Source organism: Oceanotoga teriensis (assembly GCF_003148465.1).
GTDB lineage: Bacteria > Thermotogota > Thermotogae > Petrotogales > Petrotogaceae > Oceanotoga > Oceanotoga teriensis.
Genome location: NZ_QGGI01000006.1, coordinates 1 through 16737, shown reverse-complemented (window position 1 = coordinate 16737; position 16737 = coordinate 1). Strand labels below are relative to the sequence as shown.

The window sequence follows — 16737 nt, the reverse complement described above, 5'->3', positions numbered from 1 at the left end:
TGGAGGAGGAATTTTCTTTGAAAGGCAAATTAATTGTTATTGAATCTGGCTCAGATTCTAGTGGAAAGGCTACTCAAACAAAGTTACTTTTTGATAAACTCAAGGATTTTGATTTTAATTGTATGAAAGTTGAATATCCAAATTATGATAGTAATTCTTCAGCTTTGGTAAAAATGTATTTAAATGGTGAATTTGGAGAAAATCCAAATGATGTAGATCCTTATACTTCTTCAACTTTTTTTGCTGTTGATAGATATGCTTCTTTTAAAAAAGAATGGGAGTCTTTTTATGTCAATAGAGGTCTTGTTCTTGCTGATAGATATACTACGTCTAATATGGTTCATCAAGGTTCTAAATATGATAATCTTGATGAAAAAAATTTGTTTTTAAATTGGTTATGGGATTTAGAGTTCAATAAAATGAAACTTCCTATACCAGATTTAGTTATATTTTTAGATGTTCCTATAGAATTTTCATTTAAATTATTAGAAGAAAGAAAAGCTAAATCTAAAGTTGAAGATATCCATGAAAAAAATTTAGATTATTTGAAAATTACTTATGATAATTCTAAATATATAGCAAAAAAATATAATTGGCATATAATAAATTGTGTTGAAAACAATAATTTAAGATCTCAAGAAGATATATCAAATGAAATATTTAATTATGTTATTAAATATATAAAATAAACAGGAATAATATATTCCTGTTTATTTTATTCTTTTTATCATCTCTTTTGTAAATCTTGCAGTCATTCCCCATATTATATAATTTTTATATTTATAAAAATATACAGGATATATGCCTTTTCTCCAATTATATTTTTCACCTTCTGGTATTAAATGATATGGAAAATTTTTTTCAGTATTTGTATCTATATTTATAATATATTTTTGAGGTTTTTCATTTATAAAATAATCAATTGGTACTGTAAATATATGATCTACTTCATCTTTTGATGGATTTATATCTCTTAAATCTTTTTCTATTATACCTATATAAGAGTATAATAAAAAATTATATGGCGATATTAAAATATCCCCTTCTGATATTATTCTTATATCTTCTTTTTTTATTAACAACTCTTCTTGAGTTTCTCTAATAGTTGCTTCTAAAGGAGATTCTCCTTTTTCAATTTTTCCTCCAGGAAATGATACTTCTCCTGGTTGAGTTTTTAATTTTTTTGATCTTATTTCATATATTATATGAAGTTGTTCATTTATTTCTATCAAAGGAATTAAAACAGCATATTTATTTTTTATTCCCAAATGTTTTGATTGAAAATTATTTATTTTATTAATGAACTCATTTTTTTTCATATTTTCACCTAAAAATACTGTTTTTTTATCATGTCAGAAACTTCTTCCAAAAATTGTTTGTCTTTTTCATCGAAAGGTGATATTTTGTGTGAATCTATATCTATTTCACCAACAACTTTTCCCTTTTTATTAAATATGGGAACAACTATTTCTGATTTTGTTTTTTCTGAACAAGATAAATAATTTTTTTCTTTGTTTACATCAGATATTATGAATGTTTTTTCTGTTGAAGCAGCTTGTCCACATATCCCTTCACCAAATTTTATATTTAAATGCTCTGTTGGTTCACCAATATATGGTCCCAGTTCTAATATGTCTTTTTGCTTTCCAACCATGTAAAAACCTATCCAATTGTAATAGTCTAATTTTTTATCTATTATTTTGCAAATCTTTTCCATTGCATTTTTCATATTCTTTGGATTATCGTTTATTATTTTTTTTATATTATCTATTAAAACCCAAAATATTTTCCTTTTTTCATCATATTTTATATTTTTTAAATAATCATTTATTGCATTTTTTATTATTTCTTCGAGAGTTATTTCATCTTTATGATTATAGAAATACATAAAGTCTATTACTATTATATTTCCCTTATAGGTTTCTATAAATTGATGAGGTTTTTCACCAAATAATCCCAAAATTTCTATTGTATAATCAGCTCTATTTAATTCAAATTTTTCTGTATTTTGAGTTATCATATTTATTATATTTGATTTTATTTCATTTATTATTGGTTCTCTAAACCAAAAAGCTTTATCTAAATATCTTCTTCCCATCTTTTTTAGTTTTTCTGAAGCTTCTATATCATTTATTTTATTTTTATTTTGATAATAATTTATTATTTCATAATTATTTTCTTTATATTTTTGCCATGCTTTATCCCAATCAAAAAGATTATATGTGAGTATTTCAAAAAAAGTATTTGTTTTATCTTTGAATACACTTCTCATATTTTCACCTCTTATATAAAATTTATAAAAAATAGCAGACTTTTATCGATGTCTGCCATTGTTTGGTGCCGGAAGTGGGACTTGAACCCGCACAGACTTTATTATCTATAAGATTCTGAATCTTACGCGTCTACCAATTCCGCCATTCCGGCTTTTATTTGTTATAGTCTTATTATATATATGTCCGGTTCACTATCGCCATAATATAAACTAAAAAAAACATATTCACCATTTTCTGTTATCATAGGATAATAACAATCATCTTTTATTGTATATGTTAGATTTTTTTCCATGTTTTCATAATGATAAAATATTTTATAATTCCCATCAGTAAATTGGGAATATACTATTTCTCCATTTTTGTTTGACCAATTATCGGATTGATTATTATCATTTTTAAATAGATTTATTATTTCACCATTTTCTATATAATATATACTTGAGTTAGCAGTTTCTAAATTTGTCGCATAAAAAAGTATTTTATTTTCTTCATATTTTGTTGGTCTAAAAATAACAAGTTTTTGTTGATCTGTTATTTGAGTTTTTTCTCCTGTATTTATATCATATTTCCAAATTTGTGTATATTTTGATTTTTTATCATTTGCTGTGTATAATATCGTGTTTTGATCCCAAAAATATGGAGAATATCCATTCTCATTTTCAGATGTTATTCTTTTAAATTCTTCATTTTCTAAATCATATATTACTATATCCCATTTTCCAAACATTGTCGATTGAAATACTATTTTTTTATGATTTATAGAAGCTTGAGGAAAATATTCTGATGAAAGTTCTAATTTTATTTTATCTTTTTTTGATTTCATGAAATCCCATATATAAACTTCTCTATTTTTTATATATCTGTCACTTATAAAATATAATTTATCATCATCAAAATATGAGTATTCATCCACCCCTTCATAATATGTCAGTTGAAGTATATTCCATGATTTATCTAAATAAAATCTTTTTACTGCAAGTTCTTCTAATATATCAACACTAAATTTTTCAACCCACTCTTTATTATCCTCTATAGATTTTATATATTGAAAATTTTTATTCTTTATTTCTATGGAATAATTTATAAAAGTCATCGAAGAATCTGTACTAAGAGTTATAAATGCATCATATCCTCCATAATAATCATTTTTAATTTCTTCATAGGTATTTGTTGCATCTTTAGTTGGATTTGCTTTTTGTTTTTTATTTATTAATTTTATATTATATGATTTTTGAGCTAGATTTGATATTTTTTCTATTATTGATCGTTCTATAAAAGTATTTGTTAATGTTTTAATCCCTAAATTAGCTTTTATTACCCCTGAAGAATAAACCATAGAATAGAATAAAATAAATAATATAAAAATTAAAGTTTTTTTCATCTAATTAACCCACCAACTTTTTTACTATTTTATTTACCCTAGTTCCATCTGCCTTTCCTTTAACTTTTGGCATTACTTTTCCCATTAATTTTCCAAATTCTTTAGGTGTAATTTCTCCACCAAGTTCTTCTATACAATTTTTTATTATTTTTTCAAGTTCTTCATCATCTAATTGTTCCGGCATATATTTTGAAATATATTTAATTTCTTCTTCTTCATTTTCAGCAAGTTCTGATCTTCCGGCTTTATTATATTGTTCTATTGAATCATTTCTCATTTTTATTTGTTTTTGTACTATTTTTATTATTTCATCTTCTTTTAATTCTTCTTGTCTTTCTTTTTCTAAATTTTTAATTTCATTATTTAAAAGTTTTACAGCATTTAAAGCTATTTTATTTTTTTCCTTCATGTATTTTTTTAGATCTTCCATTATTTGTTTTTTTATCATATTATTACCTCCATCTTTATTTGATATTTTCTATTTATATTATAATCTCATTTTTTGTAGTTTGAGTTTAATATTTATTAAAAAATTCATCTTCTTCCATTACAGGTATTTGATATTTTCTGGCTTTTTCAAGTTTCGAACCTGGATTTTCTCCGATCACAAGTATATCTACTTTTTTAGTTACGCTTGATGAAAATATTCCACCTTTTTTTTCTATATAATCTGAAAATTCTTTTCTTGACATATTTTTTAGAGTTCCAGTTTGAGAAATTATTGTATTTATTAGTATTCCATTTTCTTGTCCATTTTTGTATTCAAAGTTTATTCCTGCATTTTTTAATTTATTTAATATTTTTTGTGTTATTTCTTCTTCAAAAAATATTTTTAAAGATTTAGCAATATCTTCTCCAATACCATCAACTTCTTTTAATTTATCTGTATTAGAATTTTTTATATTATCTATATTTTTGAAATATTTTGATAAATCTTTAGCTGTTTTTTTGCCTACTAATGGTATACCAAGACCATTTAAAACATATTCAAGAGATTGATTTTTTGATTTTTCTATTTCCTTTAAAAGATTTTCTACAGTTTTTTCTCCAATCCCTTCACCCAATGAAAAGAGGTCTGTATCTTTTATATAATATATATCTGATATATCTTTTATTATTTTAGCTTCTACCATTCTTTTTATTAATTTTGGACCTAATCCTTCAATATTCATGGCTTCTCTCGATACAAATTTTTCCAGACTTCTTGCAAGTTTTTCAGGACACAATGGGTTTAAACATCTTATGGCTACTTCACTAGGATTTAATTTTCCTGTTTCGGAATTACATACAGGACATCTTAAAGGTTCTTCTACTTTTATTTCTTTTCCAGTTCTTTTTTCTTTTACAACATTAACTATTTGAGGAATTATTCCTCCCGCTTTTTGAATTACTACCGTATCTTTTTCTTTTATATCTTTTAATTTTATATATTCAAAGTTGTGTAAAGAACATCTTTTTACTATTGTACCTTCAAGTTTAATAGGTTCTAATTCTGCTACAGGAGTTATTATTCCTGTACTACCTACTTGTAATTTTATTTCATTTATTTTTGTTGTCTTTGTTTCTGCCTGAAATTTAAAAGCTATTGCCCATCTCGGTGATCTAACTGTTTCTCCTAAATTCCTTTGCTGATCAAAATTATTTATTTTTACAACTATACCATCAGCTTCGTATTCAAGTTTTTTTCTGTTTTTATTCCATAATTCCCAATATTCTATAACTTGTTGTATATTTAAAGCCTTTTTATTATTTTCATTTACTTTAAATCCAAGTTCTTCGAGCTTTTTTAATGCTGATTCTTGATTTTTTATATCAAGCTCTTCTTTGTTTACTATATAATATATATAAGAATCCATTTTCCTTTTTGCAACTTCAGAAGTATCTAATAGTTTTAAAGTTCCAGCTGTTGCATTTCTTGGATTAGCAAATATATTTAATCCTCTTGATTCTCTAAATTTATTTATTTTCTCAAATTCTAAATTTTTCATAAATATTTCGCCACGTACTTCAATATTTATATTTTCTTTTAATTTTAATGGTATACTCATTATAGTTTTTACATTTTGAGTTATATCTTCTCCTATACTTCCATTTCCTCTTGTTAATGCCCTTATTAATATACCATTTTCATATTTTAATGATATTGATACACCATCTATTTTTAATTCACATATATACTCATATTGTTCATTTAAATTTTTTTGAATTCTTCTATCAAAATCAATTATTTCTTCACTATTATAAGTATTGTCAAGGGATAACATTGGAATTGTATGTTGTATTTTTTCAAAATTTTCATTCTTTAAGCCTCCCACTCTTTGAGAAGGTGAATCTAATGTCTTATATTCAGGATTTTCTTTTTCAATTTTTAAAAGTTCAGAAAATATTTTATCATATTCTTCATCTGTTATTTCAGGATCATTCTCTATATAATATTTATTATTATGATAATTTATTTTATTTTTTAATTCTTCATATTTTTCTTTTTTATTCATATTTCACCTCATTGCTTTTCTATTATTACAAAAGTTACTGCATATTCTTTTTCATGACTTATACTTAAATGAACATTAAAATCCTGTAATTTTATTATTTCTTGAGATTGTTTTTCAAGATAGGGTTTGCCTTTTTCATCATTTAAAATACTAATATCTTTCATAATTAAAGAATGACCTATAGCTTTTATTATAGACTCTTTTAAAGAGAATCTTCCACTTAAAAATTCTTTTTTTCTTTTCTCAGAATTTATTTTAATATATATTTTTTTTTCATTTTCACTAAGAATTTTTTCAGATAATTTTGTATTCATTCTATCTATTTTTATTATGTCTGTTCCTATAGAAATTATCATTTATAATCAAACCTAACTTTATCTCCATCTTCCAGAATTGTCATAAATGATTTAGCTTCTTTTCCATTTATCATGAGTCGATAATTTTTTACATTTTTTACATCCATTGAAAGATGTGAAAATAAGCTTATTATATTTGGTTGTATTTCTTGTATATCAACCGTATAGTTTGCATTATTTTCTATTTTAGAATTTTCTGAAATTTGTTTTCCAGATTTTTTTATTAATATTTTTTGTTCATTCAATTCTATTAATTCTTCATTGAATATAATTTTTCGACTTTTAAGTTTTATATCTAAGAATTTTTTTATCTGTGGCATGTCCACAGCTTTTAATATTATACTATCATTGTTTTTTATTTCATTGTTTTCATCTATAATTTCATCATTCTTTATAATAACAATATTAGATGATGTTTCATAAGTTTTTCCATTTATTGTGAATATAATGGTTGAACTTTTTTCATCTAAAACTTCATACACTTTGGGATTTTTAGTTTCTAATTTATCTCCATCTTTTATTTTTTCGTTCATATTTAAATCTTTTCCATTTATTTTTACTTTTGGATATAGTTCTTTTTTTATTCCATTTATTGTAATGTTTATTGGGTTTATTATATCTTTAATTTTGAGTTCTAAAGGTTCTCCCTTTTCAGGAACTCCTACTTCTATTTCATCTCCAGGTTTAATTTTTGATTTTAAATTTGCTATTTGATTGTTTATTTTTATCAATGCTTCTTTTCCCATATTACCTTTTTTTATTTTAAATTCACCATTTAATTCGTACGTTATTGCATTTGAAGGAACTCCTATTAATTGAGATATTGAATATCCATATTGTAAAAGAACTTGCATCACATTTAAATCTGTTCCTATCATCATCATATTTATCGTAGTTCCATTTATTTTTACATGATTGAATACATTTCCTTCTCTTTTTAAAGCAGAATTTGCAATTCCCACTGGCGTTATATATTCACTTCCAATAAGTGGTTCTTTTAAATATATTATATCTTTTATTGTTTCTATATCTTTTAAAGCAACTCTATTTTCTGGCAATCCTAGTTTTTCTGCTATTTTTTCTTTGAAACCAAGTACTTTTCCACCACCACCAACTATCATTACAGCTACTGGTGGTTTACCATTAAGTTCTATTATTTTTTCAGATATTTCTACTGCAGCATTTTCTATAATTGGATTTATTATTTTTTCTATATTTTTTTTATCTGTTTTTTGTTCAAAATCTAATATATCTTTATATGTAAACTCTTCATTAATTGAAAGTTCTTTTTTTATTTTTTCTGCCGTTGAAAAATCTATTAATAGTTCTTTTGATATTGCTTCTGTTATTTCATCACCAGCTATAGGCACCATCCCATATGCTTTTATGGTTCCTTCATTAGATATTGCTATATCTGAAGTACCAGCACCTACATCTATCATCGCTATATTAAGATTTCTGAGATCTTCTGGAACTACAAGATTTATAGCTGCTATAGGTTCAAGGGTTATATGAACTGGATTTAAACTGTTTTTTTCTAATACAGACATCATAGCTTCAACTACATTTTTTGGTAAAAAAGCTGATATCACTTTTACATTAGCTTTGTTTCCTTTTTGGCCTTCTAAATGTTTTATCCATTCTTCATCTAATTCATAATATAAAACAGAATAACCAACACAATACATTCCTTTTGAATAATCAAGATTTTCTGTTGCTCTTTTTACGGCTTCTAATTCCATTTTTTTAACTAATTCTTTTTCTATATATCCTTCTGTAGAAATATCTTGCGTATATTCTCCAGTAGATGTAATTAAAAATCTTCCAGCAAGAGCTACAGCTACATTTTTAAGATCTGTAAATCCATTTTCTTTGAATTTTTCTATTATTTTTTGTACACCTTTAGCCACTTTATGAACATCATGAATCTGCCCATCCATCATAGCTCTATTTTCATGTTCTTGAATTATACTATCTTTTATTATTAGTTTTTCATCTTTATCTAATTCAGCAATTACTCCTATGAGGGTTCTTGTTCCGACATCTAAACTGAATATCATTTTTATTACACCTCCACAACAGTTACACCTGTTCCGCCTTCTCCTGCTTTACCTATTCTAAAACTCTTTATATCTTTGCATTTTCTTAAATATTCCCATATTCCTTCTGCAAGTTTTCCAGTTCCTTTTCCATGTATTATATATCCATGTTCCATTCTATATGTTAATAAATCAGATATTAAATTTTCTATTTCTGGAATGGCATCTAATACTGTATATCCTCTTATGTCTATTTCAGGTTTAAAAGTTTTTACATTTGTACTTATGGATGATGTATATTCTTTACTTTTTTCTTCTTTTTTGATAGGTTTTAGTTCATTTAAATCATAAGTCATTTCAACAGGAAGATTAAAAAATTTTAACCTAGCTTTGTTTTTTTCTATTTTTACTATTTTTGCCTTATTATTTCCTGGAGCAAGTACTATCATATTTTCTTTAAAAGAATATTTTTTATTTTCTATTTTTTCTTTTTTACCTATTTTGTTTAAATTTTCATTCATTTTTTCTATTTCTTTTAATTTATTTTTCACTTCTTGATAATCTTTTTCTTTATATTTTTTTATATTAGAAAGAATTTTTTCTATTTCATTTTTTGTTTCTTTTAAAATTTGTTTTGAATTTTTTATTTCCTTATCAATTTTTTCTATTTCTTTATTTTTTACTTTTTCATATTTTTCTTCATATTCTTCTTTTAATTTACTCAATTCTTTTAATTCTTCATTTTTTAATTTTCTTGCTTGTTCTATTTCAGAATATATATCTCCAAGTTCTTTGTAAACATTTTCTGTCTGTTTGTACTCATTTCCAAGATTATTTTTAGCCTGTTCTATTACTTCATCTGGAAAACCCATCCTTTGAGCTATTTCAATTGCATGTGAAGCTCCTGGAACACCTACTTGTAATACATAGGTTGGTTTTAATGAGTTTATATCAAAAGACATCGAGGCAGATATTAAATTTTCTTGATTTAATGAATATGTTTTTATTTCAGATAAATGAGAAGTTATAAATATAAGTGAGTTTTTTTCTATTAAGTTTTTTATTATGGATATTCCTAATGCAGCACCTTCTATAGGATCTGTTCCAGTTCCAAGTTCATCAATTATTACAATAGATTTTTCATCTGCTTCTTCAAGTATTATTTTTAAATTTTTTAGATGTGAAGAAAAAGTTGATAAATTTTGAGATATACTTTGTTCATCACCTATATCAGTAAATATATTTTTTATAAAGGGCATTTCTGCTTTTACACTTAAAACAGGTAAAGACATATGAGCCATTATAAATGCTAAGCCTATTGACTTCAATGTTACTGTTTTTCCACCTGTATTTGGTCCAGTTATTATAATTCCATTCTTTTTTAAATCTATATTTATAGGTATCATATCATTTTTTGAAATTAATGGATGTTTCAGTTCACTAAATTTTATATTTCTTGTTTTTTCAGATGGTAAGAAAAAATCGCCATAATTATCTAAAGCATATCTTGTTTTAGTTATTTGATAATCTATATAAGAAATCCAAAATATATTATTTTCTATCGTTTTCATTTTTTTATTAATTTTAAACCTTAATTCACTTAAAATTCTTGATATTTCTGCTTTTTCTTCATTCTCAAGTATTATTATTTCTTCATTTAATTGCGCTATTATAGATGGTTCTATATACAAACTATTCCCAGAATCTGACCTACCAACAACTATACCATTTACATTTCTTCTGTATGTAGAACTTACACATAAACAAAGTCTTCCATTTTTATATATTGGTTGATCTAAACTTAAATATTTAGAATATTGATTTTTTAATTTATTGTAATTTTGTATTATTCTTGATTTTGTTTTATTAAGATTTTTTCTTATTGATGATAATGTTGAAGTAGCATTATCATCAATTTGATCATCTTCATTTATTATTCCATATATATAATTAACAAACTCATCCATTGGATTTAATTTCGATAATATTTCTTCTGTAATCGGATCTAAATAATTTTTATTTTCTTTTATAAATATTTTTATTTTAGAATGAAAATTAGCAATTATTCTATAATCTCTTATTTCTATATTTAAATTATTTTTTATATTTTCTATTATCTCTTTTATATAATCAGTACCTCTTAAATCTAAAAAACCTTGTTGATATAATATAAAAAAACTTCGGGAAATTTCTATTTCCCGCTTTAATATTTTATAATCATCATAAAATTTGATTTCATTTTTTAAATAATCTTTACCATATTTTGTATGAGTATATTCAGATATTTTTTCTAATGTTTTATTTAATTCTAAATCAAGAAATTCTTTTTTCAAAATGTATAAGTCACCCCTATTTGTATGGGAAAATAATTAACTACTGTATAAGAATTATCTTTCCCGTTTTTATAATATCTCGTCTCATATCCAGAACTTATATAAAAATTCTTATAATTTAACCCTGCGCCAACAAGTATTTCAGTTGAAAAGGTCTTTAAATAATCTATAGAATTTACACCTCCATAGGCTATTATAGAAAAATTTATATCTTTAAATAATGTTGCCGAATATTTTACATTTAAACCTAATTCTAATCCTATCATTTCTATATTTTCATTAACAATACTTAATGGAGATCCATCAGCAATTTTATAATTATAAAAAAGTCCTAAATATGGGCCATATTTTATTTCATTTGTATCATCTGTGCTAAAAAGATATGATACTCTTCCACCCATATAGTCGAAATTATATTTTCCTTGGTATAATTCTTGATTAGAGCTAGATGTTGCCTGATGTGTTAAAGAATAATCAGCATTGAAAAATATTTCATTTGAGAATGTTACTAAAGCTAATAAACTAAGTATCGTGAAAACTATTATTTTTTTCATCATTTCACCTTCTTATTATTTATATTCATAATACTTTCAATTTGATTTTTTATACTTTGTTCATCAAGTCCACATAATGATAATAACTCTTTTCTTGAACCATGAGTTATAAATTCATCTTTTATTCCATAGTTATAAATATCTTTGCCTTTTAAAAGTTTGTATATTTCTTCATTAAAACCACCCTTTTCAGCATTTTCTTCATAAATTATTATTTTATCAGCATTTTCTTTTAAATCATTTATTACATATTGATCTAAAGGTTTTATACTTCTAACACCTATTATATTTAAATCATAATCTTTTAAAGCTTTTTTTACAGTATTTGATATAGTTCCAACTGCAAGTACATAAGTATTATTATTTGAAGTTTTTATGTATTTCCAATTTAAATTTATATTTTTTAAATTTAACAATATTTCATCTACAGTTTTTGTAGTTGATTCTTTTGGAAATCTTATAAATCTTGGTTTAGAAGGTTTTTCTTTTACAGATGTATAAATCATATTGGCAAGATCTTGACCATTTAATGGAGTCAATATTTCTATTTGTGGAATTAATCTTAAATATGAAATATCAAAAACTCCATGATGAGTTGGGCCATCTTCTCCAACTAAACCAGCTCTATCCAGAAGGTATAACCCTGGAATTCCTTGTAATGCAACATCATGTATTATTGAATCAAAAGCTCTTTGCATAAATGTTGAATAAATATCAACAACTGGATAAACTCCCGCAAGCGAAGTTGCTGCTGCTGTTGTAACTATTGATGGTTCTGTTATTCCCATATCAATTATTTTATTTGGATTCGTCTTTTCTAATATGTCTAATCCCGTTCCATCTTTCATCGCCGCAGTAAAAGTAATAAAATTTTCTTTTTGAATATAACTTAATGTATGCCCAACTATTTTAGAATAACTAAGATTTTGATTATTAGTCTTTTTTGAAACTCCATGAAATTTATCTGGATTTTTTTCAGCATTTTCAAAACCTTTGCCTTTTGTTGTGAGTACATGTAGAACAGCTGGACCATCTTCATGATCTTTTAAAAGTCTCAAAAAAAGCTCTAAATCTCTAATATTATGTCCATCAACTGGTCCATAATATTTTATTCCAAGATCTTCAAAAAAACCTATGGGTTCACTATATATAGTATATTTCACTGCATCTTTTAATCTTTTTAAAACCAATTCAAGATCTTGACCTATTTCAGAATCATTTAGCATATCTTTCATATTCTTTTTTATATCTTTATAATTTTTTTTCATTCTTATTTTTGATAGCATAGTTGATAAACTTCCAACATTTGGAGATATAGACATATCATTTGAATTTAATATTATTTTTACATTACTGTTCATATATTTTAATTGATTTAAAGATTCCAAAGCCATGCCACATGTAAAAGCACCATCACCAATTATTGATATTATATTTCGTTTTTTGTCATTACACTTATCACCAATAAAATAGCCCAGAGCAGCTGAAATTGATGTTCCAGCATGCCCTGCGCCAAATTTATCATATTTTGATTCATGTATATTTGTAAAACCACTTATTCCATTCATTCTTCTTAGAGTTTTAAACTCTTCCCATCTGCCAGTCAATAATTTATGTACATACGATTGATGACTGGTATCCCATATCACAACATCTTCTTCTGGATTGAATACTCTGTAGAGTGCCAAAGTTAACTCAACAACCCCGAAATTAGAAGCTAAATGCCCATTATTTGAGTATACTGTTTCCATTATATATTTTCTCATTTTTTGAGCAAGAAGGTCTAATTGTTCATAATCCATTTTATATAGGTCATGATATAGATGCTCTTCATTCATCATTATCAGCTCCGACTATATTCTCTTTTGCAAAAGAATCGAGTATTCCATTAACAAACTTTATGGATTTATCATCTCCATACTTTTCAAGTATCTTCAATGACTCATCTATTGAAACTTTAAATGGTATGTCATCTCTATAATACATTTCGTATATTGATAATCTCAATATACTTTTTTCTATATTTCCTATTCTCTCAAATTTCCAATTTTTTAAATATCTTTTTATACTCTTATCTATTTCTTCAATAGATTCATTCATATCTTCTATATATTCTAAGCCAAGTTTTTTATGTATTTCAGAAATATTTTTTTTATCAGATATTTTTTTAAATGTATCTTCTAATTCTTCAAGGCTAACATCTAAAAAGTTTATTTGAAAAATTGTTTCGATTATTGCTTCTCTTATTTTAGTTTTTTCGAAGTTCAATATTATTCATCCCATTTCTCTTTATTTTCTTCTACAACTTCCTCGGATTCATTTTCTTCTGTCATAGGATATTCAAGATTTTCTATACTTATATCAACATTTGTTATAAATATTTCAGACATTTTTTCAAGCTCTTCTTTTATTATTTTTTGTGCTTTTTTAGAAAATTCTACTATATTTTCTCCATATTTTGCGGGTATTCTTAAGAAAACACTTAAACTTCCATCATCATTATTTGCTATTTTTATATTCTTCATGAGTTCTTTTTGAACTTTATTTGTATATATTTTTTCTTCCATAAGAAAATTTTCTATTGTTTTATATGTTATATCCCTTAAAACATTTTCTGATATTGTAATTTCACCAAAATTGTTATCCTCTTTTATTGGCATTTTATCCCTCCTCATTTAGTAATTTCATTTATTAATTATATCATAAACTAAAACATTTTTAACTGTCCTTCAGGCCTTTTATACTTTTTTTTACTTATGTTTCTCATTCTTTTTATTTTATTTTCTATATCTACTTTATCGGTAAGTTTTCCAAGTACCTCTTTTGATCTTTCTACTATTTCTGAAGGAAATCCTGCTAATCTTGCAACTTCTATACCATAAGAATTATCACTTACTCCATCTTCTATTTTATGAAGAAATACTACTCCATTATTTGTTTCCATAACTTTTACTCTTTTTGTTATAACTTCTGGATATATATCACATAATAAAGTCAATTCTGTATAATGTGTGGCAAATATTGTAGTTGATTTTAAAACTTGAAATATATATTCTGATATAGCCCAAGCAACGGATATTCCATCTAAAGTACTAGTCCCTCTTCCCACTTCATCGAGTAAAACAAGTGATTTTTCAGTTGCTTGATTCAAAATTGTAGACATCTCCATCATTTCCATCAAGAATGTAGATTTTCCAGTTATTATATCATCTTTAGCTCCTATTCTTGTAAATACTCTATCATGTATTTTTAATTCTGCATAATCAGCTGGAACAAAGCAACCCGATTGGGCCATAATACTTATAAGTCCCATCTGTCTTAAATAAGTAGATTTACCACTCATATTCGGACCTGTAAGTACTATAAAAGTTTTTTCTAAGTCTAAACTGAAATCATTCGATGTGAATTCTGAAACAAAATTTTCTACTATTGGATGTCTACCAGATTTTATATGTGTTTTTTCATCAGAAAAAATAGGTCTAACATAATTATATTTTTTAGAAGCTATAGCAAAAGATTTAAAATAATCTACATCTGCTATTTTCTCAGATAGATGTTTTATTTTTTTTACATATCTTGAAATATTTGATATAAATTTTTCAAATATTTCTTTTTCTATTTTTTTTATTTTTTCTTCAGATATTATAAGCTTTTTTTCTAGTTCATTCAATTCTTTTGTTATAAATCTTTCTGAATTTGTTAAAGTTTGTTTTCTTGTATATTCTATTGGAGCATTTTTAGCCTGAGCTTTTGATATTTCTATATAAAAACCATAAACTTTATTTCTTCCTATTTTCAAAGAGGTTAATCCAGTTTTTGATTTTTCTTTATTTTCTATTTCTTTTAAATATTTATCTATATCTTTTGTAAGATTTCTATACTCATCAAGTTCTTCAGATATTCCTTGTTTTATAACTTCACCTTTTCCAATTTCTAATGAAGGTTCATCAAATATTGTCTTTTCGATCATATCTTTTAAATCCTGTAAAAGATCTACATTTAAAAAATAGTCTTTTAATATTTTATTAGTTTTTAAAAGGTCATCTATAAAAGGTATTATAGATAATGAATCTCTTAAAGCAGCAATATCCTTTGGCGTAGCTTTTTGTAATGCTATTCTTGAAGATATTCTTTCAATATCTCTTATAGATGATAAATATTCATCTAATTCTCTTATCAATATTTCATCATTTTTTAAAGATTCTACTATATTTAGCCTTCTTTCTATTTTTTTTCTATCTTTTAAAGGCCTTATAAGTATATCGCTGAGTTTTCTATTTCCCATGGGAGTTTTTGTATATTTTAATACATCATAAAGAGTTTTTCCTTTTATATCAGGACTTGGAACTATACCTAAATTATATATTGTTGTACTATCTAAAAACATATATTCTAAATTTTTTAATCTCTTTGGTATTTTGAAATGTTTTATTTTTTGAAATTGGGTTATTTCAAGGTATTTTAATACAGCATCTAAAACTTTTAATTCATCTTTTGTGTATTCTAAATGATCTATGCTAAGCATATCATAACTTTCTTTTATATGATTTTTATAATCCGAAGAAAAATACCATTCATCGAGTTTTTCTGTATAAAGCCTATTGCTTATTTCTTTTATTTTTTTGTTTATATTTTCTACTCTAAAAGATATTAAAACTTGGACAAACCCATAATTTATTATAAAATCAATCAATTCATTTTCATTTAAATCTAAAGAGTCAAGATATATTTCTCCTGTTGAAAAATCAAATATAGCTATGATATATTTATCATCTTTTTTGTCTATTAAACAAGAAAATTTATTGTATTCATCAAGCATATTATCTTCTATTATAGTTCCAGGAGTTATTATTCTCGTTACTTCTCTTCTAACTATACCTTTTGCTTGAGATGGATCTTCCATTTGTTCACATATAGCAACTTTATATCCATTATCAAGTATTTTTTTTAAATAATTATCTAATGCATGATAAGGTATTCCAGCCATAGGATGACCATTTCTGTTGGTTAATACTATTTGAAGAACTTCACTTATAATTTTTGCATCTTCAAAAAAAGTTTCATAAAAGTCTCCTAATCTAAACAATAGTATAGAATCTTTATAATTTTCTTTTATATCTAAATATTGCTTTATCATAGGGGTTAAACCTGTCATTAAATTTCCTCCCTCTATAAAATACGCTTAAGTGAATATTTCATGATAATTCATAGAAATTAAAAAAAACAAAAAAATATAAAAGATAATAAATAATGAAAGAAATTTTATTTATTAAAAAATTAATAAACATAAAATATGGTAGTAGTTA

At 24.6% G+C, this 16737-nt stretch carries 14 protein-coding genes and 1 tRNA gene; 1 reads left to right on the top strand and 14 read right to left on the bottom strand.

Annotated features, from left to right (window positions below; all coding sequences use genetic code 11):
• The first annotated feature begins 17 nt into the window (after positions 1-17).
• Complete coding sequence (locus tag C7380_RS05350) at positions 18-689, top strand: dTMP kinase (protein WP_109604459.1); 672 nt, start codon at positions 18-20, stop codon at positions 687-689.
• Positions 690-710: 21 nt separating this feature from the next.
• Here the strand turns inward: C7380_RS05350 and C7380_RS05345 are convergent, their stop codons facing one another.
• The 14 genes from C7380_RS05345 to mutS form a co-directional block, all read right to left on the bottom strand.
• Positions 711-1319, bottom strand: a complete 609-nt coding sequence (locus C7380_RS05345; RefSeq protein WP_109604458.1) for an NUDIX hydrolase — start codon at positions 1317-1319, stop codon at positions 711-713.
• 8 nt (positions 1320-1327) lie between these two features.
• Entirely contained in the window at positions 1328-2272 is a 945-nt protein-coding gene (locus C7380_RS13665; RefSeq protein ID WP_109604457.1) for a GAF domain-containing protein, read from the bottom strand.
• A 63-nt stretch (positions 2273-2335) separates the two neighbouring features.
• Positions 2336-2424 (bottom strand) — tRNA-Leu (locus tag C7380_RS05335).
• 9 nt (positions 2425-2433) lie between these two features.
• Positions 2434-3654: a TolB family protein gene (locus C7380_RS05330; protein ID WP_109604456.1), complete on the bottom strand. Its 1221-nt coding sequence runs from the start codon at positions 3652-3654 to the stop codon at positions 2434-2436.
• A 4-nt stretch (positions 3655-3658) separates the two neighbouring features.
• On the bottom strand, positions 3659-4102 hold the full coding sequence (locus C7380_RS05325; RefSeq protein ID WP_109604455.1) for a GatB/YqeY domain-containing protein: 444 nt from the start codon (positions 4100-4102) through the stop codon (positions 3659-3661).
• A 67-nt stretch (positions 4103-4169) separates the two neighbouring features.
• Entirely contained in the window at positions 4170-6149 is a 1980-nt protein-coding gene (ligA, locus tag C7380_RS05320; protein WP_109604454.1) for an NAD-dependent DNA ligase LigA, read from the bottom strand.
• A gap of 8 nt (positions 6150-6157) precedes the next feature.
• The gene (gene acpS / locus C7380_RS05315) at positions 6158-6505 is read right to left on the bottom strand and encodes a holo-ACP synthase (RefSeq protein WP_109604453.1); all 348 of its coding nucleotides are present in this window, start codon (positions 6503-6505) and stop codon (positions 6158-6160) included.
• Positions 6502-8565, bottom strand: a complete 2064-nt coding sequence (locus C7380_RS05310; RefSeq protein ID WP_240597516.1) for a cell division FtsA domain-containing protein — start codon at positions 8563-8565, stop codon at positions 6502-6504. The genes acpS and C7380_RS05310 overlap by 4 nt, the downstream gene beginning before the upstream one ends.
• Positions 8566-8570: 5 nt before the next feature.
• Complete coding sequence (locus C7380_RS05305) at positions 8571-10877, bottom strand: endonuclease MutS2 (protein ID WP_109604452.1); 2307 nt, start codon at positions 10875-10877, stop codon at positions 8571-8573.
• A complete protein-coding gene (locus C7380_RS05300; protein ID WP_109604451.1) occupies positions 10874-11431 on the bottom strand; it encodes a hypothetical protein in 558 nt (185 codons plus the stop codon). Before C7380_RS05300 ends, C7380_RS05305 begins: the two co-directional genes overlap by 4 nt.
• Complete coding sequence (dxs, locus tag C7380_RS05295; protein WP_240597513.1) at positions 11431-13269, bottom strand: 1-deoxy-D-xylulose-5-phosphate synthase; 1839 nt, start codon at positions 13267-13269, stop codon at positions 11431-11433. Before dxs ends, C7380_RS05300 begins: the two co-directional genes overlap by 1 nt.
• Positions 13262-13699 (bottom strand): transcription antitermination factor NusB, encoded by a 438-nt coding sequence (nusB, locus tag C7380_RS05290; protein WP_158274787.1) that lies wholly within the window; start codon positions 13697-13699, stop codon positions 13262-13264. Before nusB ends, dxs begins: the two co-directional genes overlap by 8 nt.
• A 2-nt stretch (positions 13700-13701) precedes the next feature.
• Entirely contained in the window at positions 13702-14091 is a 390-nt protein-coding gene (locus C7380_RS05285; RefSeq protein ID WP_158274786.1) for an Asp23/Gls24 family envelope stress response protein, read from the bottom strand.
• Between the two features lie 47 nt (positions 14092-14138).
• Positions 14139-16586, bottom strand: a complete 2448-nt coding sequence (gene mutS / locus C7380_RS05280; RefSeq protein ID WP_109604447.1) for a DNA mismatch repair protein MutS — start codon at positions 16584-16586, stop codon at positions 14139-14141.
• Between the last annotated feature and the right edge of the window lie 151 nt (positions 16587-16737).